The 18,546-nt window shown below is 37.4% G+C and carries 26 protein-coding genes; 20 read left to right on the plus strand and 6 right to left on the minus strand.

The genetic code is table 11. From position 1 onward, the window contains the following. The first annotated feature begins 92 nt into the window (after positions 1–92). Positions 93–593, plus strand: a complete 501-nt coding sequence (locus PSR12_RS10515) for an Rrf2 family transcriptional regulator (protein ID WP_221682327.1) — start codon at positions 93–95, stop codon at positions 591–593. A 151-nt stretch (positions 594–744) separates the two neighbouring features. Here the strand turns inward: PSR12_RS10515 and PSR12_RS10520 are convergent, their stop codons facing one another. Continuing rightward, entirely contained in the window at positions 745–1,158 is a 414-nt protein-coding gene (locus PSR12_RS10520; RefSeq protein ID WP_221682326.1) for a gamma-type small acid-soluble spore protein, read from the minus strand. A 193-nt stretch (positions 1,159–1,351) separates the two neighbouring features. Here PSR12_RS10520 and PSR12_RS10525 point away from each other — a divergent pair, with 193 nt between their 5' ends. The 3 genes from PSR12_RS10525 (at position 1,352) to PSR12_RS10535 (ending at position 3,300) form a co-directional block, all read left to right on the plus strand. Beyond that, positions 1,352–2,251 carry a TetR/AcrR family transcriptional regulator gene (locus tag PSR12_RS10525; RefSeq protein ID WP_221682325.1) on the plus strand — a complete coding sequence of 300 codons (900 nt, stop codon included), beginning with the start codon at positions 1,352–1,354 and terminating at the stop codon, positions 2,249–2,251. 215 nt (positions 2,252–2,466) lie between these two features. Further along, positions 2,467–2,919 carry an HTH domain-containing protein gene (locus PSR12_RS10530; protein WP_274773097.1) on the plus strand — a complete coding sequence of 151 codons (453 nt, stop codon included), beginning with the start codon at positions 2,467–2,469 and terminating at the stop codon, positions 2,917–2,919. 120 nt (positions 2,920–3,039) lie between these two features. Beyond that, positions 3,040–3,300, plus strand: a complete 261-nt coding sequence (locus PSR12_RS10535; RefSeq protein ID WP_274773099.1) for a hypothetical protein — start codon at positions 3,040–3,042, stop codon at positions 3,298–3,300. 202 nt (positions 3,301–3,502) lie between these two features. On the opposite strand, the gene PSR12_RS10540 is transcribed toward PSR12_RS10535, so the two are convergent. Continuing rightward, positions 3,503–4,156, minus strand: a complete 654-nt coding sequence (locus tag PSR12_RS10540; protein ID WP_274773101.1) for a FusB/FusC family EF-G-binding protein — start codon at positions 4,154–4,156, stop codon at positions 3,503–3,505. A 1,067-nt stretch (positions 4,157–5,223) separates the two neighbouring features. Here PSR12_RS10540 and PSR12_RS10545 point away from each other — a divergent pair. Together PSR12_RS10545 and PSR12_RS10550 are read left to right on the plus strand one after the other, a co-directional pair. After that, positions 5,224–5,871 carry a class I SAM-dependent methyltransferase gene (locus tag PSR12_RS10545; RefSeq protein WP_274773103.1) on the plus strand — a complete coding sequence of 216 codons (648 nt, stop codon included), beginning with the start codon at positions 5,224–5,226 and terminating at the stop codon, positions 5,869–5,871. Continuing rightward, positions 5,861–6,835, plus strand: a complete 975-nt coding sequence (locus tag PSR12_RS10550) for an HD domain-containing protein (protein ID WP_274773104.1) — start codon at positions 5,861–5,863, stop codon at positions 6,833–6,835. The genes PSR12_RS10545 and PSR12_RS10550 overlap by 11 nt, the downstream gene beginning before the upstream one ends. Here the strand turns inward: PSR12_RS10550 and PSR12_RS10555 are convergent. Next, a complete protein-coding gene (locus PSR12_RS10555; RefSeq protein WP_274773106.1) occupies positions 6,832–7,062 on the minus strand; it encodes a hypothetical protein in 231 nt (76 codons plus the stop codon). The two genes, PSR12_RS10550 and PSR12_RS10555, sit on opposite strands and share 4 nt — an antisense overlap. A 188-nt stretch (positions 7,063–7,250) precedes the next feature. Between PSR12_RS10555 and PSR12_RS10560 the strand changes: the two genes are divergently transcribed. The 10 genes from PSR12_RS10560 (at position 7,251) to thrS (ending at position 13,833) form a co-directional block, all read left to right on the plus strand. After that, positions 7,251–7,649 carry a hypothetical protein gene (locus tag PSR12_RS10560; protein WP_274773108.1) on the plus strand — a complete coding sequence of 133 codons (399 nt, stop codon included), beginning with the start codon at positions 7,251–7,253 and terminating at the stop codon, positions 7,647–7,649. 169 nt (positions 7,650–7,818) lie between these two features. Continuing rightward, the gene (locus PSR12_RS10565; RefSeq protein WP_131520412.1) at positions 7,819–8,217 is read left to right on the plus strand and encodes a MarR family winged helix-turn-helix transcriptional regulator; all 399 of its coding nucleotides are present in this window, start codon (positions 7,819–7,821) and stop codon (positions 8,215–8,217) included. Then, complete coding sequence (locus tag PSR12_RS10570; RefSeq protein ID WP_221682317.1) at positions 8,217–8,564, plus strand: DUF3147 family protein; 348 nt, start codon at positions 8,217–8,219, stop codon at positions 8,562–8,564. The genes PSR12_RS10565 and PSR12_RS10570 overlap by 1 nt, the downstream gene beginning before the upstream one ends. A 15-nt stretch (positions 8,565–8,579) precedes the next feature. Next, positions 8,580–9,065 (plus strand): GNAT family N-acetyltransferase, encoded by a 486-nt coding sequence (locus PSR12_RS10575; RefSeq protein ID WP_274773110.1) that lies wholly within the window; start codon positions 8,580–8,582, stop codon positions 9,063–9,065. A gap of 47 nt (positions 9,066–9,112) precedes the next feature. Beyond that, positions 9,113–9,577: a hypothetical protein gene (locus PSR12_RS10580; protein ID WP_274773112.1), complete on the plus strand. Its 465-nt coding sequence runs from the start codon at positions 9,113–9,115 to the stop codon at positions 9,575–9,577. A gap of 123 nt (positions 9,578–9,700) precedes the next feature. Continuing rightward, positions 9,701–10,207, plus strand: a complete 507-nt coding sequence (locus PSR12_RS10585) for a hypothetical protein (RefSeq protein WP_257522076.1) — start codon at positions 9,701–9,703, stop codon at positions 10,205–10,207. Positions 10,208–10,329: 122 nt separating this feature from the next. Then, entirely contained in the window at positions 10,330–10,926 is a 597-nt protein-coding gene (locus PSR12_RS10590; RefSeq protein ID WP_257522077.1) for a hypothetical protein, read from the plus strand. 11 nt (positions 10,927–10,937) lie between these two features. Beyond that, positions 10,938–11,294, plus strand: a complete 357-nt coding sequence (locus tag PSR12_RS10595; RefSeq protein WP_274773115.1) for a hypothetical protein — start codon at positions 10,938–10,940, stop codon at positions 11,292–11,294. Between the two features lie 14 nt (positions 11,295–11,308). Beyond that, a complete protein-coding gene (locus PSR12_RS10600) occupies positions 11,309–11,539 on the plus strand; it encodes a hypothetical protein (protein WP_274773117.1) in 231 nt (76 codons plus the stop codon). A gap of 377 nt (positions 11,540–11,916) precedes the next feature. Beyond that, complete coding sequence (thrS, locus tag PSR12_RS10605; RefSeq protein ID WP_274773118.1) at positions 11,917–13,833, plus strand: threonine--tRNA ligase; 1,917 nt, start codon at positions 11,917–11,919, stop codon at positions 13,831–13,833. Positions 13,834–13,957: 124 nt separating this feature from the next. Here thrS and PSR12_RS10610 read toward each other — a convergent pair whose 3' ends face one another. Beyond that, on the minus strand, positions 13,958–14,428 hold the full coding sequence (locus PSR12_RS10610) for a hypothetical protein (RefSeq protein WP_257522081.1): 471 nt from the start codon (positions 14,426–14,428) through the stop codon (positions 13,958–13,960). Positions 14,429–14,600: 172 nt separating this feature from the next. Continuing rightward, entirely contained in the window at positions 14,601–14,771 is a 171-nt protein-coding gene (locus tag PSR12_RS10615; RefSeq protein WP_004230265.1) for an aspartyl-phosphate phosphatase Spo0E family protein, read from the minus strand. An 898-nt stretch (positions 14,772–15,669) separates the two neighbouring features. On the opposite strand from PSR12_RS10615, the gene PSR12_RS10620 reads away from it, so the two are divergent. Then, positions 15,670–16,227 carry a histidine phosphatase family protein gene (locus tag PSR12_RS10620; protein WP_257522082.1) on the plus strand — a complete coding sequence of 186 codons (558 nt, stop codon included), beginning with the start codon at positions 15,670–15,672 and terminating at the stop codon, positions 16,225–16,227. A 51-nt stretch (positions 16,228–16,278) separates the two neighbouring features. Here the strand turns inward: PSR12_RS10620 and PSR12_RS10625 are convergent, their stop codons facing one another. Further along, the gene (locus tag PSR12_RS10625) at positions 16,279–16,830 is read right to left on the minus strand and encodes a GNAT family N-acetyltransferase (protein ID WP_221682307.1); all 552 of its coding nucleotides are present in this window, start codon (positions 16,828–16,830) and stop codon (positions 16,279–16,281) included. A 200-nt stretch (positions 16,831–17,030) separates the two neighbouring features. On the opposite strand from PSR12_RS10625, the gene PSR12_RS10630 reads away from it, so the two are divergent. From PSR12_RS10630 to PSR12_RS10640, 3 genes are read left to right on the plus strand one after another with little or no spacing between them, the layout of a single operon-like run. Continuing rightward, positions 17,031–17,618: an SMI1/KNR4 family protein gene (locus PSR12_RS10630; RefSeq protein ID WP_221682306.1), complete on the plus strand. Its 588-nt coding sequence runs from the start codon at positions 17,031–17,033 to the stop codon at positions 17,616–17,618. A gap of 2 nt (positions 17,619–17,620) precedes the next feature. Continuing rightward, positions 17,621–18,103 carry a GNAT family N-acetyltransferase gene (locus PSR12_RS10635; RefSeq protein ID WP_439778285.1) on the plus strand — a complete coding sequence of 161 codons (483 nt, stop codon included), beginning with the start codon at positions 17,621–17,623 and terminating at the stop codon, positions 18,101–18,103. Next, positions 18,100–18,534 (plus strand): GNAT family N-acetyltransferase, encoded by a 435-nt coding sequence (locus tag PSR12_RS10640; protein WP_274773126.1) that lies wholly within the window; start codon positions 18,100–18,102, stop codon positions 18,532–18,534. The genes PSR12_RS10635 and PSR12_RS10640 overlap by 4 nt, the downstream gene beginning before the upstream one ends. Positions 18,535–18,546 lie beyond the last annotated feature (12 nt).

Raw genomic sequence — 18,546 nt, forward strand, 5'->3', positions numbered from 1 at the left:
CTTTTCATTTTCGTTTGTCAAACTGATTCATTTATGTATGGCTAAAATGTGTTACTATCATGGTAAGCAAAATGTTTTAAGAGGGTGGAATAATGAAATATAGTGTGATGGTTGAATATGCCCTACACAGTCTTGTTTATTTAATTGATGTACCAAAAAATGAAAGTATAGGAATAAAGGATTTATCAGAATTTCAAGGATTATCGGAGACCTATCTTTCAAAAGTTTTAGGGAAATTGTCCAAGGAAGGCATCGTTAGCTCGGTATCTGGCGTAAAAGGGGGTTATCGACTCAATAGAAAGCCTGAGGATATTACATTTTGGGATGTTGTGCGAGCTGTTGAAGGTGAAGAGCCGATATTTCAGTGTAAGAATATTAAAGCGAATTTTGCTTATCAAAATAAAAAACAAAAGTGTGAATCTTGTTCAAGTCAAACGAACTGTACGATCAATAGTGTCATGCTGGAAGCGGAAGAACACATGCGTAATTATTTAAGAAGCAAAACAATAGCATGGTTAGAAGAAGAATTACTGCGGACGCTACCAAAGGAGCAAATAGAAGAAGCAAAAAATTTTTTTAAAAAAACAAATTGATATAACTTCAATCGAATCATTGTAGATGTATGTAAATTCGGTTTACCTGAATCAACATCTAAAGCGAGAATTTTATCTTGAAGAAATCAACTAAAATTTTCCGAGAAACAAAAAACCGGCAAGGATGCCGGCTGCGGATGTTGAATGAAAGCTATTTTGAATTATTTTCGTTTGCAAATTTACCAGAAGCAAATTTTTTGTTAGCTTCAGCTTGTTGAATTTGTTGTCTGATTTGGTTAACATCAGTTTCATTCCCAAATTCAACGTTCGTTGACTTCATTGCGTTCATAGAACCAGAAGCCTGTTGCTTTTTAGCTTCAGCTTGTTGAATTTGTTGTCTGATTTGATTAACATCAGTTTCATTCCCAAATTCAACATTCATTGATTTCATTGCGTTCATAGAACCAGAAGCCTGTTGCTTTTTAGCCTCAGCTTGTTGAATTTGCTGTCTGATTTGATTAACATCAGTCTCATTCCCGAATTCAACATTCATTGAATTCATTGCGTTTGGAGCTGCATTAGGAATTTTTGAGTTGAAATTTTGGTTGTTGTTATTATTCGCCATTAAATATCACCTCCTGAAAAGTAGTCTGTGCAGAAGGCTTTTTACTATCCATACATTTTAGAAAAACCTAACCGATTTGGACTGGCACTACAGAATGAGGACGCTTGCATCAAATTTACATAGTTTAAGAAATCTAGTTTTCCTAGTATAATTGTAGTCAGTTCGTTATTGTGTTTAGAGATTGGAGAAATGTATGAAGGATCGTAAACAAATCGTTATCGAATCAACATTACAATTATTTACTGAAAAAGGGTATCAGCATACATCGGTTCAGGATATTTTAGATAAGGCAAATATTTCAAAAGGTACATTTTATAATTATTTTTCATCTAAAAACGAATGCCTGAAAGCCGTATTAGAGCAAAATCGCCAAGAACGAAATGTTTTAAAAGAGGAAATTTTAGTTGGTAAGAAAAAAGATGATGTTGACGTTTTAATTGAACAATTAATCGCCACATTAAAAATTAAAGAAAAATATAATTTAATGCCTTTATTTCGAGAAATCTCCTTTTTGCATGATGAAGAGTTGCAAGAAATTCTTGCGGAACATCGCTTTCATGAAATTACCTGGTTAAAAAACAGATTCTATGATATTTATGGAGAAGAAGGAAAGCACTATTATTATGAGTGTGCGGTCGTCTTTTTTGGCACATTCCAATATTTATCTTTTTATTGGAATTTGGCTACTAATATGACGATAGATCTAAAAAAAGTGGTTACTCGGTCATTGAAATATGTAGAAAGTTTTCTCCCAGAAATGATTAAGAGTGGAGAAATTTTATTAGAACCACAGGAAATGTTTTTGTTAGAAAAGGATTTAGCCTATAAGTCCATCACCAGTGAACAAATACAAGAGAAATTAGAGAAATTTTGTAAAAAAATCTCGACAATCGAACTTCCACAAAAATCACTCGAACTTTCTAGCTTGCTTTTGGATGAAATGAAGAGAGAAACACCCCGCATGAGTGTTTTAGAGATCATGTTACAGCCATTTCGTGCTTCTTTTGCTGAAACAATTTATAAATATGAAGCTGAAGAAATAGCCAATCTTTTCTGGCTCTATATGAAGATGAAAAACAGCAAGGCACAATAAATGATTGAATGACTAGACCAGCTTTTTATCATAAAGTTGGTTTTTTCTTTTGAATTCGTTGGCTAACAATTCTAGGGAGGGTTATTAAGTCTTTATCCCCTAAAAGCACTACCACTTTCATTATGATTTCCGTTTTTTATTAATACTGCCACTTATATGGCGTCCTGATTTTTAATATAGTTTCATTTTGAATAATTAATTGTGAAAAGAGGGTTATGACTGTGAAAAAATTGAAGGATAGGGCAGAAGTATCTTTTGTCACGGATATTTCCCGATTCGATTACCTGAGACAGCAAATTCAAGAAGTGGCTGAAAAATTCAGTTTCAATCATCAGCAACTTGCGAAAATATTTGATTTACCAATGAAGGAGCTAGATAGTTTATTGAATAACAAGGGAAGCATTACGACGGAGCAGCTGGATAAGATTGAACGAAAAATAGCTATGTTATGTGCTGGCTTTGAAGGCCTTGATGCAAGGGAAAGAGCCGCATTGCTTTTGAATGATCTCATCAAGGAATACATGTTTTCCACGGATAGTGTCGCGAAAATGATTCATGTAGAGGAAAAGGACTTAATTGATTTTAGACAAGCGTTATCGATGGATAAGAACGTAGAATTGAAAATTTGCGTGAATAGTATCATGCTCCATTTTGTATTACATAACTAACGACAAGCCTTGGTATTACAGCATTCCTTGGCATAAAAGCTTCATGACTTCCACGTTTTCCTTCATATAGTAATGACGAGAACCACACACATTAACCTCAAAAAGTATGGGGGTTCCAAAATGAAAAATGCCAATAAAGTGTATGTGCTTTTATTCATCGTAGTTTTTTCATTTTCTACAGCCGTATATGCAGAAAACAATAAGGAAGGTATTCTTGTATACCATGTCAAATATGATTATGAAGCTATAAGTAAATTTTGGGGCATGACAGTGCGGGAATACGACCAAGAGTGGGGGAAAAGTCTTTCTATTGCAGAGATGGCGGAGAAAAAAGGAATTGCTAGAAGAGATGTAGAAGGCTATTTTTATCAATTTCATTAAGAAGAAATGCAAAAATGGCGAAAAAAGGGTGTCATGACGGAAAAACACTATTTCCATCTTGTCTACGGATTAGCGGATGAAATAGAGAAATTTATTGATCGTAATCCCAACCGATAACATTTCTCTATACCCTAAAATTGACCTTTTAAATAAAGTTTAAAGGCAGAAATGTTGCTTGCACAACATTTCTGCCTTCGTTCATTTATTTTTGAGTTATACGCTCGAAAAATTCCAGTGTTCTGTTCATATCCGTAACATGTTCATTGCATGTTTGACTATCTGCACAAATGTAATTACTGTGGTTGGTAAACGTGCCTACCACCTGTCCTTTAATGGACGTAGTAAATAAGCCTACATCTGAATGGCGATTACAGATAGCACAAATGCCGCGAACCGTGTTATTAGCAAATATCCCTTTGATCCCTTTTAGCTGCCCATTTTGCTCAAGGACAACATATTTTCGATGTGTGCCAGCATCATCCCAAGCAAGATAACAAATTTGCTGAAAATCGAGTGCTTCTAGATTTGGTAGCTTGAGCTTCTTTTCCTTTTTAAATATGGCTTTAAGCGTACTAGCGGTCACCGGCTTGAACGGGATGACATATGGTTTTAATTGCTCTAAAAATGCATCACCTTGTGCACGATCTGTGACAGCAAAAAGCTGGTCAATCATCATTGTTTCTGCTGCTGATAATGCTAATTTTGTTGTTACCTCCGTATCAACAAGGCCACGTACTGCTAGGATAACGTTTTTATCCTTTGTTGTTGTCAGTGCATGTAAAATTTTATTTAATTGCTGTTCTAGTAAATGATAGTTGGCAACCGTTAAAAACGGCTGAATTGTTTGTTGTTCCATTTGAAATCTCTCCTGTTTATTAGGCTATTTGATTACTTTTTGGCCTAAAGAGATCATTCAATTTCTGTTAGTTTATAACTTAATATTGACCTCTTTGACCTAAAGAAGTCGTTCTAGAGCATGCATTACAAGTGAATGCGATCATTTAGATCCCTCCTTTAAAGGAAACGTTGATTTATATGGGTTTACATGAGGTTTTATAATAAGTTGAATTAAAAAGGCGACCAATTTACATTAATTTGTTAAAAATTATAAGTGTCTATAGATATAGTAACATGTGATTGCCCTAATTGCTCTTGAATTGTTTTGAAATTTACTCCCTTTACAATGGGATAAGATGCAAAGGTTCATCAAATTTATTAGACGAAATTATTTGTCTATAATCAATCATTTCCATCTTCATTATATGTAGGATACTATTCATTTTTCTTTTGTTAGGCTAATTTTTGTAATCTTGATGTATAAGAATTAGGATTGTTTAATTGATTTTAATGAATTAATTATATTTCTACCGTAAAAAAGGATAAAGTAAATTAGTGTAACATTTATAAAGAAATAAAGTATATTAAAGTGAATTTGAGTAATGCCATTTTTAGTAAATAAAGCAATTGCGGATGATAACTCATACTCACCGATGTAACTTATAAAGGGGAATGGGGCTCCAAATTTGTTAGAATCATAAGATGCAAAGAAGATGGACAATACGCTCATTATAATGCTAATCCATAACAACGCCTTTTTGTTTGTACCTTGCATTAAGTCATCTCCTTTTATATTTTAACTACCCAATAATATTATTATATCGTAAAAAGTTGAATATGGTAATATTTTGGGAATTTATAATGAAATATTATCCAGAATGTTTATTGTGATTTTATACATATTGATTATAACAGCTTATGAAAATTTGAAAATTGATAATGCACTGTTTATTTTCTGAATTGTTGGAAAGGTAATAAATTGGTATAATGGACTGAATTGGTTAATGAAGGGGGATTTATGATGAAACAGATGACTGAACGTAAATTAATGAATGCTTGGAGAATTTATACATTGTAGGAGGCACTATGCTATTAAATAAACAAGGTTTTGATTTATGGGCCGAAGGATATGATCAAACGGTTCAACACAGTGAGGAAAAGTATCAATATCCATTTGCAGGCTATAAAGCGATTTTAAATAAAATTTTCAATGAAGTGATGGCTGTTCCTGCTTCCACTGTTTTAGATATTGGCTTTGGTACTGGGATATTAACTGCGAAGCTTTATGAACATGGGCATTCAATTTATGGCTTTGATTTTTCAGCGAACATGATTGCCATTGCCAAGGAAAAAATGCCAGATGCCCACTTAATGGAGTGGGATTTAATGAATGGCTTGCCACAGGAGCTATTGCAGCAGCCCTACGATGCGATTATTAGTACGTATGCGCTCCATCATTTTACAGATGAGCTAAAGGCTGTGTATATCACACAATTATTACAGCACCTATCACCAACAGGGAAAATTTTAATTGGCGATGTAGCTTTCCAGACAAGAGAGCAGCTGGAGCAATGTCGTCAAGATAGCAAGGGATACTGGGATGAGGATGAATTTTACTTTGTCCATGAGGAGCTAAAGGTCGCCTTACAGGAAATTTGTGAGTTAACCTTTTACCCACTATCGCATTGTGGTGGAGTCTTTGTGATTAGTCGGAAGAATATAAATGCTGATTAGTGATCCCTTATATGGGGAGTTCGAAATAGATGGTTTGTTAGAGGAATTGATTGTAAGTAAGCCAGTTCAACGCTTAAAGGAAATTCATCAGGCTGGGGCAGGCTTTCTAGTAAATAGCAGGTGGACTATTTCAAGATTTGATCATTCTGTAGGCGTCATGCTGCTTATTAGACAGTTTGGCGGTTCATTGCAGGAGCAGGTGGCAGGCTTATTACATGATGTGTCCCATACCGCTTTTTCCCATGTTGTGGATGTTGTCCTTGAAAATGAGGCGGAAGATTATCATGAAGCAATATTCATGGATGTTATCAAACAGTCTTCGATACCTGCGATTCTTGAAAAATATGGCTACGAGGTTGAGAACATACTCGATACATCAAGGTGGTCGTTACTTGAACAACCTGCTCCAGCATTGTGTGCGGATCGTATAGATTATACATTAAGAGATATGTATTTTTATAGAAATTTAACTTTGGAAGATATCCAAAAATTTTTACAGGACTTATTCGTTTTTCAGGGGAAATTGTGTGTTAAAACGATTGAGCGTGCAGAATGGTTTGTGAAAATTTATTATCAGGAAGTGTTAGATTTTTTCTTGCACCCTTTAAATATCTATGCGACTAGTTCGTTAGCGAATGTATTAAAACTGTCGCTAGCAAAACAAATTCTAACGCTTGAAGATTTCCTAAAGACTGATCATGAGGTATTGCAGCTGGTGAAGGATTCACATGATCGAGAAGTTCAAGCTCTTTTACAACAATTACATGAAAATGTAGAGGTAAGAGAAGAACAAGAGAATCATGACATTCATTTTCGTAATAAAGTACGACTCATCGATCCAGCTATTTATCATCAACAGCGACTATGGAAGACGAGCGAGGTATCTAACCAAGTTAAAGCAATGAATGCCTGTGCTTTGGAAAGATTTGAGCAGGGTGTTTATGTGAAAATAATCAAAGGTTAGGCAATCATTGAGGAGCTGTCAAAAGGCAGCTCCTTTTCTTTAGGCCAACATGGATAAAATATATTTGCAGAAAGCATAAATAGGGCATAGATAGCGAGCGCGCTCATAACAGAAATGGCTGGTTTAAACCAGCTTGTTAGGAGGAAGGGGAGCGCAGTAAATAATAGCATGCCAACCGCTCCAAATACCGTGTTTTGAAGAACAGTATGAAAGGTATCTTCTTTCATATTTTGTGCCACCTACTAAAAAATAGAGAAAGTATAACATAGGATGCCCAAAATTAAATTCAGATTAGAGTGATAATACTGTAGAAGGAGAGTGTTCACAAGTACTCATTGATACGATTTAGCAAGAAACGCAGAAAGATAGATGTTTATGAAAAATAGATAGTATATTTGGGAGGGGGTGAGTTGTGATGTCCATTCTATCCTTTATGCTTTTATATGTAGTAGGCATACCAATCTCCACGCTGTTGCATGAAATTGGGCATGCATTGGGTGTTATAGTATGTTCAAAGGAACGAGCCCATGTTTATTTGGGGGCAAAAAATTTTCCTGAAAACTTGCGTATAGGTCGTATACATTTCCATATTCGATGGGGATTTTTTGGCTTCTGTACCCCGCAAAAAGGGAGTAGCTTAACGCGCAAGCAGTCGCTTGGATTTATAGCGGGTGGTCCTATCATGACTTTAGCAGTATTACTTTGTGCCAGCTATCTAGCCCGTTATTTTACTGATTATGCAGGGATACACTATTTTTTAATGGCCTTTTTTATTGGAATACTTTTCAATTTCTTGCAACAGCATACCCGCTAATTTATCCAAACTGGTATAAGCCCTATGCAGGATTACCCTCAGATGGCTATCAAATGCTAAGCTTACTGAAGAAAAATATCTGAAAATATAAACTTTAACGAGGTAGCTTTTAATATATCGTTATATACGATATAATCGTGTGGAACGATATATTAAAGGAGCTATTACAATGATTAAAGATATAAATGATTATTTTACAACGATATTCTATCATCTACATACAACCCATGAAGATGTTATTTCCCATCAAAGTGTGCGTATTTTGCAAATGATTCAAAAGGAAGCGGAAGTGACGGTGCGTGATATTGCAGGGTTACTAAATATTTCTCCTAATACGGCATCAGAGCATGTGAAAAAGCTAGAGCGTCATGGCTGGGTGATGAAGGAGCGTGCAAGTGACGATCAGCGTAAGGTCATGCTACATTTGACAGCAGAAGGGCTACAAGTGTTGAAGAAAAACTCGGAGCTAGATGATGATAAGCTACAGCAAGCCCTTAATCAGCTAACTGAGCAGGAGCAGCAAGCCATTCTACAGGCGTTTCGACGTCTAAGTGAGGTGGCAAAATAATGTATACATTCTTTAAAATTTTGAGTTCAGCAGCCATCATTGGCGTTGTGACGGAGGTTGCACGTCGATTCCCTACCTATGGAGGCATTATTGCTGCGTTGCCATTGGTGAGTATTTTAAGCATTATTTGGCTGACCGTGCAAAGTGAGTCGAGTGAGCATATTCAACGCTTTACAGTAGGCGTTATCGTTGGCTTGCCTGCAACGATGTGCATGCTATTTGTGATTTACATGGCGATGAAATCCTCCGTACATATTGTACTAGCTATTGGTCTTGGTGTGCTGTCCTGGGCTATATTTTTAGGCATACAAAAAGCGATTGCAGGGGTTTTTCATATTTCCATTTAAGAAGGAGTTTATAACATGACGATTATTGCCATACATGAAGTACCAAAACAAACTGTAAGAGAATTTTTTCAGGAGCATTGGGGTTCAACGGAGATGGTCATTTCCAGTGGCATTTATGACTGTAGTGATTTAGCGGGCTTTGCTTTTATGAATGAGCAACAAATGATGATCGGTTTAATCACCTATATCGTGCGAAAAGAGGACTGTGAAATCATTTCTTTAGATAGTACGGTTGAGGGGAAAGGCATCGGTTCTGCTCTTGTGAATGCGCTAGAGCAAGCAGCAATGGAGCAGGGCTGTACAAGCATATCACTTATTACAACAAACGATAATTTACATGCATTAAAATTCTATCAAAAACGTGGCTATTGTTTAATAGAAATACTACGTAATGCAGTTGAAAAAGCAAGAGCCTATAAACCTTCTATCCCGCTCATTGGTAATGATGGTATTCCAATACGAGATGAAATACGTTTACAAAAACAACTTGACTGTCAATAAGTCAGGTTGTTTTTGCTATACTTGTGAGGAGGAAAGAGAGGGAAAGTATGAAAAAAATACTATTTATTTTACTACTGAGTGTGCTTGTGGTCGGAGCAATCTTTATGATTTATCTTAAGAGCAATCCACCACTTGTTATTCAAAGCTATACCAGCAAACAAGGCAATGAAGCAATCAAAATCATCGCACTTGAAAATACAGGGTTGCGTGAAATTAAGCTGAAGGAAATACTGGTGAATGATCAGCGTCCTGATAGCGCGAAGCTTGTAATAAGTAAGTCAGAACCGTTTGAGGCGGAAACAAAGCTAGAGGGAAATGATCAACTATCTTTTCATAAATTAGCACAGCGAACGATCGTACCTCAAAGATACATAAATCAACAAGCTATTGGCGAGCAGCCGCAGCATTATGCTGTTCAAGTTCAAGCGTCTAACAACCAGAAAGTAACGATACACTATGAATACTTAAAAATACCTTTTACGCTTACAGTTGAGCTTCAAGCCAATAAATAATCGCTTTTTGTCTTATCCTTTATGCCTGTGTCAATTCCTAAGATTGTTTGGTGAAAAGCTCCTATCTCTCCTAGAACATGGTAATATTGTATTAACAGCAATTGTGATACTAGGAGGGACCTAATGGCATTTATCATCTTGGGTATAGTACTATTTATCTGTGTTATCACTGTGGCTTTAGTGTTTATGAAAAAGCTTTCGAAAAATGATATTATGCTTGAAGTGACAGCCACTTGTGAAGGGAAAAATGAAGACAATCAAGCGATTATGAAGATATATTTTAGGTATTCCATTGGACGTCTTGCCAGAAGGAAACGAGAAATGATAGGCAGTATTGAATGGTCTGAAGGGTGGATGCCTGTCAGCTATAATTTAAAAGAACATGGCGTGTATGATGAAGAACGACTTCTGTATGCGACGAATGAGCAAACGTATTCCACCTTTGAAATCAATGCGACGAATGCGCTTGATGAGCAAGGACGTGGAGAGGGCTACGTGGTCCTTGTATTGGAAAAGCCAAATACCTCTCATATGTCCCGAGCGGGTGTTATTCTCGCTGTGACAGCCAATATGGTTACATATCAATTATCAGACTCCGCTAGCTGGCACAATGATATGCTAGCGAACTAGCTATCCAATGTTTTGGATAGCTTTTTTTGGTATTTACAAGTAAAAATAGGCTGTTTATGGAACCAATTGAGGAAAATAACGTATAGAAAGAAGAAGGACTTGCAGGAGGAAGGAGGATATAGATGTCCGAACAACATAGCAAATACAATGATTCAAGGCTTGTCACAATAGATGAGCAAATATGTGCACTTTTGCAGCAACGAAAAGAGCAAGCTGCTCATACTCCAGGCTTGCCTTCGGATGATACCATTTCGAAATGGGCACAGCAATATGGTTTCGATGATACTTTTTTAGCGTTGTTCTTCCAGTTGATTAAATCAGAAAAATACTATACTTCAAAGGTAGAACCATCAGGCTTCCGTCACTATATCCCTATATTGAAAACGGTAGAAAAGGGAGAGCGTTTGTATACGGTTTCTTATGTTCGTCAATATGACAATGCAAGTGTAGTACAATTATTAATCGATTGGGATGAGCAGCAAGAACCTCAGCTAACGATTCAGCAAAAATTACAACGAAATCATTTTGGTCTATACATTGATGCGTCCTATGAATGCCGAAGTAAAGGTACAGGTGGCTCAAATGGACATGAAAGCAGTACGTATGTGGTGACACCACCCTTGCCAGATGATTTAAGGGGACTTCACTTTGTTTTTACAGAATACGAGGATGCCTTTGAAGAAAAGCCGACAGGATGGGCTGTCACCATACAAGGTTAGGGGGATATTTAATGAGAAAATGGATGTTTCCACTTGTCCTCATCATCCTATTGACAGCTTGTCAAAGCCCCAAGCAGGAGATACATTATATCGCCAAAAGTGAGCATTGGAAAGCCATCTATCATAGTAATGGCGAGGTGGGCTTACGCTTATTTTATCTGGGAGATGATGATGATTTGGGGCCTTTAGAAATTACGATTGAGGGGACAAAAGAATCCCAAAATTTAAGTGATGTTCAGTTAAATAAAGATGGCTATTATTCCTTCACAAAAAAAGAAAGTGAGAAAATCTTTAAACGAGAAACAAAGCCAATGATCCATGTAGAATGGCAATCTGAAGATGAGACCTTAGAAGTGAAAAATTATTAGGAGATAATAATAAAATGCGAATTGAACAGCGCGAAGATATAGTGATTATTGATGGGCTAGAGATCAGCGGTACGATTCAAAAGAATCAACAATGCCCGAGTTGTCAAAATTCCATCATCTATGATGACACGTTCGATAGTTATTTTTGTGCGATGTGTAATGAGTGGCAAGAGGCGGCATGTGATGACCCGAATTGTCACTACTGTGTACAACGTCCAGAACGTCCATTGCAAGTCCGTCGCTAAATTTTTTCTTTTTTAGGGTTTGACAAAGAATTCACTATTCGTTATAGTAATTAACAATTTCATACAAAATGAAATGGGCAATGATAAGGACAAGAGATGCGATTAACCATTTTTAGAGAGGGAGGCATTGGCTGCAAGCTTCCTAATGTCGTAATCCCATCTTACTACCTTGGAGCCGTGCTTGGAAACTTGCACCGTTTTTTGCGGCGTTACTGCAAATTCAATGAGCCACTAGCTTATAAACTAGTGGGAATTTGGGTGGAACCACGGGTAAACAACACATACTCGTCCCTTAGTAGGGACGGATATGTGTTTTTTTTATCTACACAATTATGCCAAGGTGTAATTGATTTTATTATTAAAAAGGAGTAGAGAACATGTCAAATCAACGTATTCACATTCAATTTCCAGATGGCCAACAACAAGCATTTACAAAAGGTGTGACACTAACCGATATTGCACAAGCGACTCGTCCAGAGCTTCGCAAAAAGGCAGTCGCAGGGAGTGCTAATGGAACCATCATTGATTTGACGCGCCCGATTATGGAAGATGCACAAATTACATTGTACGATGCAAGCTCGAAGGAAGGGATCGAGGTCATTCGCCATTCTACGGCCCATTTATTCGCTCAGGCAATTAAACGACTTTACCCACATGCACAATTTGGGGTAGGACCAGTCATTGAAAATGGCTTTTATTATGATATAGATATTGCCGATACACTGACACCGAGTGATTTGCAGCAAATTGAAAAGAAAATGAAACAAATTGTTCAGGAAAATATACCGGTTCATAGACGCGAGGTTTCTCGTGAAGAAGCGAAGCGATTATTCGCCCATGATGCGTTAAAGCTCGAACTGTTGGAGGCAATTCCTGCAGATGAGCTAGTTACGATTTATGAGCAGGGAGAGTTTTATGATTTATGTCGTGGTCCACATGTCCCGTCTACAGGCAAATTACAGCATTTTAAATTAATGCATGTGTCAGGCGCTTACTGGCGAGGCGATAGCAATAATCAAATGCTTCAGCGTATTTATGGCGTTGCCTTTGCTACAAAAGAGGAACTGCGCGATCATTTTATCTTCTTGGAGGAAGCAGAAAAACGGAATCATCGTAAGCTAGGAAAAGAGTTATCGTTATTTATGTTTTCAGAGGAAGCACCTGGCATGCCCTTCTATTTAGCCAATGGTCAAATTTTACGCAATGAACTAGAATCGTATTTGCGACATTTACAAGCAAAATATGATTATAGGGAAGTACGAACACCGCTGATGATGAACCAACGCTTATGGGAGCAGTCAGGTCACTGGGATCATTATAAGGACAATATGTATTTTACACAGGTAGATGACCAAAGCTTTGCCTTAAAGCCGATGAACTGTCCTGGGCATATGCTGATTTTCAAAAATGCCTTACATTCCTATCGAGATTTACCAATACGTATGGCAGAATTTGGGCAAGTGCACCGACATGAGTTTAGTGGTGCCTTGAATGGTCTGTTACGTGTACGAACTTTTTGTCAGGATGATGCCCATATTTTTGCCAAACCGCAGCAAATTGAGGATGAAATTGCACTGGCCTTAAAGATTATAGATGAAGTGTACAACGTCTTTGGATTTGCGTATACGATTGAATTATCGACACGACCAGATGATTATATGGGTGATTTGGCACTGTGGGATCAAGCAGAAGCAGCACTTGAAAATGTCCTAAACAATTTAGGCATTGCCTATACAATTAATGCAGGGGACGGGGCTTTCTATGGACCGAAAATTGACATCCATATTAAAGATGCGATTCAGCGCAGTCATCAATGCGCAACGGTTCAGCTTGATTTCCAGCTACCAGAGAAATTTGATTTAACGTATATTAATGAGCACAATGAAAGGGTGAGACCTGTTGTCATCCATCGTGCAGTGTTTGGCTCAATTGATCGCTTCTTAGGTATTTTAATCGAGCATTTTGGCGGAGCATTTCCAACTTGGCTGGCACCACAGCAAGTCCAAGTGATTGGGGTAGCAGAGGCACATCAAGGCTATGCCAAGCAAGTTGTTGAAGCTTTACAACAGGCAGAAATCCGTGTGCAATTAGATGATCGCCAAGAAAAGCTCGGCAAAAAGATACGAGAAGCCCAATTGCAAAAAATACCATATATTGTGGTTATCGGTGATCGTGAGGTTGCCAACCAAACTGTAGCTGTTCGCAGACATGGTCAGCAAAATTCCACTGATAAGTCACTACAGCAATTAATAGTAGAAGTCACAGCAGCCATTCAACAAAAAAGTTTAGCTTAATTCAAGTAAAGAAAGCTTGCGATGCATGTTCGTCATTCATCGCAAGCTTTTTAATTGTTAAGAAATTTTTACTTCTATTTTTTTGAAATGACTACTAGAATCTACATGGTGTGCATACAATGAATTAAAGGTGCTTGGAACTTTCTTGAAAATGCGAATGTCCCAGTATTACTTCTTGTGTTTCAGCGTCGATGACAAGAAATTTGCGATAGGATTCATCGGTATTGTGCTGAAAGGATGCTAAAAAATAAACTTGTCGATTGGGATGAATAAAAGTATGTTGAGAGAGGTCTATTGTTTCCTGTTTACCATCTGTTTGTAAATAAAAACGTTTTGTCGCATTTGCTACATCTTTAAAAGCCATCTTTTGACGAATATTCAATGAAGCATTGGTATATTCCTCATAAATCGCACGATTAAGCTGCTGATAAAATTTGTCCTCATCACGAAACGATTGAAATTGGTTGTTTGGATATTGATATAGTGTATTTATTTCAGTTGGTGTGCAAAGTGTGGGTGTTGTATGGTCTACTGAATGTTGAGGTGGCATTAATATTTTGGAAACAACCATAAAAGTTAAGATGAATACGTGCATCATTCAACCTCCAAATGTTTTCTTATCAAAAACATCGCCTACTTTTTCATTCTCTATACATTCTGAGAAATGGCTAGGTGAATGCATGTATCATCCCCGATAAAACCAGCCAATAAAACATGGCCTGGCTTTATCATATCTATACTTTCTTCTATTATATGCCTCGTTATGATTAGGAAGCTTGTGCTTGTTTTAAATATCTATTAAGTAAGACATCCAATTCTTGACTGTAATCTACTACAATAGGGTGGGTGAAACCAAGATCCTTTGCTTTTTTATACATAATTCTTCGTTTGATCTCAATTTCCGCCTTCAAGAATTGTTTAAGTAATAAGTTAACCAAGATATTTTCCTCCTAATTTTTTATCCATATTCTTGAAATAAATTTTTATGACCTCGATTCAACTTTTTCATTGTATATCACTTATATTAAAAAAAATGTCATATTGTGTATCGTTTCTCAAATTCGTAATTTAGTCATAGATAAGGTACTTCATACTATTTAGATTGATTGAAATTTTTTATGTATTATAGATAAAAATTACTGTGTAATTCCCCTTTTATAGAATTTAATACATGACTTAAAACCCTATTCATGCGCTGGATAGGGTTATTCACATTCTTTGTTTTAGAAAATATTAAGGGGAAAACAGAGCGGTATTAAGTCTTTTATACTAAGAAAAAAGTTGTGATTGGAGATTGAATTTTCCGATAATTAAGCGCAGAATTCATATCTTGTCACATTTTAGCAAATTCCCTTTTTTGTTGTTTAGAAATGGGGACATTTCATTGTCTATGGTGAAATGTTGAGAATTTTTGAAATTAATGGAATAATGGGTAAGAGAAGAGGTGATGAAGCGAATTTATCTTTGGAAAAAAGAGAGATCTTTTAAGCTTTCTTAAAGGCAGGTAAGATTCGTCTTTTACAAACCTCTTCAAATATAGGAAATACTGCTCATTATGTTTGATTTAGTGGAGGAACCTCATGATTTGCAATGACTGATAGCCATGATGCATTTCCCCACAAAAGAATTGTTTAAGCAATACTTAACGGATTCAATTACGTATTTTCTTATAGATTTTATGATCGAATAGCTATTAATGAATCGAGCACCCCTGATTTACAGGTCGTTCAACTGGAAATTTCCGTTGGGAGTCAGCGCTACAGCAAAACATACACCCTGCAATAGCAAGAGGGAATTTGGTAGATTCATTTAGTTAATATTAAAGAGGAGAAACAGATGACTGAAATTTATTTTGTTAGACACGCACATGCTCATTATTCAGAGGATGAATATCATCGTCCACTATCTGCTCAGGGACAAAGGGATGCAGAGCGTGTCACAAATCTTTTGAAGCATTATCGAATCGATGCCGTTTATGCTAGTCCCTATCGAAGAGCCATTCAAACAGTGGAGGGGATTGCACAGGCGCGTCATTTACCCATCCAAACGATAGATGCTTTAAAAGAAAGACAACTTGCTACTGGGAAGCTGGAGGATTTTCATGCAGCAGTGCAACGGGTGTGGCAGGAGCCAAGCTTTGCATGGGCAGGTGGAGAGTCCAATCAACAGGCGATGGCTCGTGCCATTCCAAGTTTGCAGCGCATCCTTCTTACTCATCAAGAGGAGTCTGTCGTTATCGGTACACATGGTAATATCATGGCATTGATGATGCAATATTTTGATGCCCAGTACGATTATGCATTTTGGCAAACGTTAAGTATGCCAGATATCTATCGATTAGCCTTTCAAGGTCTATCCTTACAGGAAGTAACACGCGTGTGGCAAGAGGACTGAACAAAAAAAGAGATACTACAGCGATCATAGTATCTCTGTTGTGCTATTTAGTTAGTTCCTCTCCCATTCCGAGCGTAAGAGGCCAAATAAAACTACGTCATGGAATGTACCGAAGCGGAAGATTTCTTGGCGTAAAATGCCTTCTTTTGTGAAGCCACATTTTTCATAGGAGCGAATAGCTGCTGGATTAAAGCTGAAAACCTGAAGCTTGATTTTCTGAATAGCTATATATTGGAAGATAAAATCAATAAGCGTTTTCATTGCATCCGTGCCATAGCCCTTGCCGTGCCACTCTTTCCCAATTGAAATGCCCACTGAGCAAGTGCTATTTTGCCAATTCACTGCATAAACGCCACAGGAGCCTATTAACTGATGTGACGCTTTTTCATAGATACCGAAAAAGTATTCCTCCTTCTTTCCGCTGATACTGTTAAAGAAAGCGGTGTGATCCTCTACAGTTTGTGGAAAGGGAATCTCATCATTAGCAAGTAGTAAAGAGGTGAATTCGCTTTCGATTGCTATAAAAGCCTCTAGGTCAGCAGCAGTCATTTGCTGTAAAGTGATCGATTGCCCTGTTAAAAATGTTGTCAAATAGTTTTCCATTATTATATTCTCCCTTGTATAAGGGCTGCAAGTAGCGTTACAACCCTACGATTGTTGGTAATATTTTCACGTCTACTGCATCTTTCACACTCATAAACCCACCCCTTTTTTGTGCATACTTCCATAGTAGCATGAGGGACTAAGAGAATGGAAGAAATTATGCTAAAATATGTCATAGTTAAAGAGAGAGAGGGATTAAGATGCGCACAACATATTTTGCGAATTTATTACAATACTTACCACAAGAAGAGCAGCAACAATTACAACAGGCTTTTGGTGCTTCAGAGGCACAAATTCAGGCCTTGTTAGAGGTATTTCCGAACTGCCCACAAGTTTTGGTGGAGCTATTACAGGATGTCAATGGTACATATTATTGTCAGCATGGGCAAGAAACGATCTGTGTTCTAGTGCTAGGCTCTGATTTAGGGGATTATCCATATTATTTAAAGTCGGTGGAGCAAATCGTGAAAGATTATCATGACAAACGTGAAACAATTTATGAGCGCTATCAGGAATTTTTAGCGTATGTGGAAGTAGATGAAAAGATTAATATGCATGTCCCGTTAAATGAACGGCTCTGCTTTGCAGATTGTATGAATAATGGGGGAACATCAAGCCTATATATTGATTTTACGCCAAATGAAGCGGGACAAGTTGGCCAAGTGGTTCGTTATGTCCATGATCCTGATAGCTTTGAGGTGATTGCAGCTTCGTTTGAGGATTATTTACAGCAACTTATAGAGGGAGACTATGAATTCACCGCTATTTACGAGGAGGAATTCGAGTGACTATGAAGCTCATGTTCTATGAGGACAAAGCACAAAATTTAGTAGAACAATATACCCTAACAGAAGAGCAGCTACGCTATACAAAGTCTCCAAAAGAAAGCATTGCACTTGCTAAGCAGGATACTAGTCGGCATGCTGTATTAGCAATGGACGGCAACAAGCTAGTCACGTTCTTTGTCTTACATGAAAAAGAGGGGGTGATGCCTTACTCCTCCAACGAACAGGCGCTATTAATCCGTTCCTTTTCCACTGATTTTTATGAGCAGGGCAAAGGCTATGCCAAGACAGCACTCCAATTATTGCCTGACTTTGTTCGCAAGCATTTCCCACACATCAATGAGCTGGTGCTTGGGGTCAATGTGCCAAATAGAGCTGCTCAGGAACTTTATAAGCGATGTGGCTTTGTCGATGAAGGCAGACAGGTAATGGGAATTCGAGATGAGCTAAAGGTGATGAGCTATTATATGAAGGAGGTTGAAAATTGAGCCACAATATAATTGAAGCAAGAATGGAGCATTTACAAGTACTTTGTACAATCGATCAAGAAGTGATTGGTGATTCATCCAGAGCGGAAGAAATTCAGCAAGCTATCAAAGAGAAACGCTGTTTGCTATACCAATCCGCCGATACCGTTGGGGGGTTTTTGTTATTTAGCAATGACTTTTTTGGCTATAGCTTTATTTCCTTAGTCATTGTCAAGCCATCCGAGCGCAGACAGGGGATCGCTTCTGCCTTAATGATCGCTTATATCCAAATGGCTAAAACAGCAAAGGTTTTCTCCTCTACAAATCAGTCCAATAGGCGTATGCACCAGCTTTTTCATAACCTAGGCTTTGTCAAAAGCGGTTTTATCGACAATTTGGATGAGGGAGACCCAGAAATTATTTATATGAAACAAGCCTCACCACAAACATAGGGTGAGGCTTTC

This window comes from Lysinibacillus sp. G01H (assembly GCF_028872195.1).
Lineage (GTDB): Bacteria > Bacillota > Bacilli > Bacillales_A > Planococcaceae > Lysinibacillus > Lysinibacillus capsici.

Bases quoted from the DNA above. Each gene is read 5' to 3' on its own strand.
- PSR12_RS10565 (WP_131520412.1), top strand. From the start codon at position 7,819: ATGATTAAAGATATAAATGATTATTTTACAACGATATTCTATCATCTA.
- PSR12_RS10560 (WP_274773108.1), top strand. From the start codon at position 7,251: ATGTCCATTCTATCCTTTATGCTTTTATATGTAGTAGGCATACCAATC.
- PSR12_RS10545 (WP_274773103.1), top strand. From the start codon at position 5,224: ATGCTATTAAATAAACAAGGTTTTGATTTATGGGCCGAAGGATATGAT.
- PSR12_RS10635 (WP_439778285.1), top strand. From the start codon at position 17,621: ATGAAGCTCATGTTCTATGAGGACAAAGCACAAAATTTAGTAGAACAA.
- PSR12_RS10610 (WP_257522081.1), bottom strand. From the start codon at position 14,428: ATGCACGTATTCATCTTAACTTTTATGGTTGTTTCCAAAATATTAATG.
- PSR12_RS10595 (WP_274773115.1), top strand. From the start codon at position 10,938: ATGAGAAAATGGATGTTTCCACTTGTCCTCATCATCCTATTGACAGCT.
- PSR12_RS10600 (WP_274773117.1), top strand. From the start codon at position 11,309: ATGCGAATTGAACAGCGCGAAGATATAGTGATTATTGATGGGCTAGAG.
- PSR12_RS10570 (WP_221682317.1), top strand. From the start codon at position 8,217: ATGTATACATTCTTTAAAATTTTGAGTTCAGCAGCCATCATTGGCGTT.
- PSR12_RS10550 (WP_274773104.1), top strand. From the start codon at position 5,861: ATGCTGATTAGTGATCCCTTATATGGGGAGTTCGAAATAGATGGTTTG.
- PSR12_RS10525 (WP_221682325.1), top strand. From the start codon at position 1,352: ATGAAGGATCGTAAACAAATCGTTATCGAATCAACATTACAATTATTT.
- PSR12_RS10520 (WP_221682326.1), bottom strand. From the start codon at position 1,158: ATGGCGAATAATAACAACAACCAAAATTTCAACTCAAAAATTCCTAAT.
- PSR12_RS10575 (WP_274773110.1), top strand. From the start codon at position 8,580: ATGACGATTATTGCCATACATGAAGTACCAAAACAAACTGTAAGAGAA.
- PSR12_RS10590 (WP_257522077.1), top strand. From the start codon at position 10,330: ATGTCCGAACAACATAGCAAATACAATGATTCAAGGCTTGTCACAATA.
- PSR12_RS10555 (WP_274773106.1), bottom strand. From the start codon at position 7,062: ATGAAAGAAGATACCTTTCATACTGTTCTTCAAAACACGGTATTTGGA.
- PSR12_RS10625 (WP_221682307.1), bottom strand. From the start codon at position 16,830: ATGGAAAACTATTTGACAACATTTTTAACAGGGCAATCGATCACTTTA.
- PSR12_RS10530 (WP_274773097.1), top strand. From the start codon at position 2,467: ATGACTGTGAAAAAATTGAAGGATAGGGCAGAAGTATCTTTTGTCACG.
- PSR12_RS10535 (WP_274773099.1), top strand. From the start codon at position 3,040: ATGAAAAATGCCAATAAAGTGTATGTGCTTTTATTCATCGTAGTTTTT.
- PSR12_RS10580 (WP_274773112.1), top strand. From the start codon at position 9,113: ATGAAAAAAATACTATTTATTTTACTACTGAGTGTGCTTGTGGTCGGA.
- PSR12_RS10620 (WP_257522082.1), top strand. From the start codon at position 15,670: ATGACTGAAATTTATTTTGTTAGACACGCACATGCTCATTATTCAGAG.
- PSR12_RS10515 (WP_221682327.1), top strand. From the start codon at position 93: ATGAAATATAGTGTGATGGTTGAATATGCCCTACACAGTCTTGTTTAT.
- thrS (WP_274773118.1), top strand. From the start codon at position 11,917: ATGTCAAATCAACGTATTCACATTCAATTTCCAGATGGCCAACAACAA.
- PSR12_RS10630 (WP_221682306.1), top strand. From the start codon at position 17,031: ATGCGCACAACATATTTTGCGAATTTATTACAATACTTACCACAAGAA.
- PSR12_RS10540 (WP_274773101.1), bottom strand. From the start codon at position 4,156: ATGGAACAACAAACAATTCAGCCGTTTTTAACGGTTGCCAACTATCAT.
- PSR12_RS10585 (WP_257522076.1), top strand. From the start codon at position 9,701: ATGGCATTTATCATCTTGGGTATAGTACTATTTATCTGTGTTATCACT.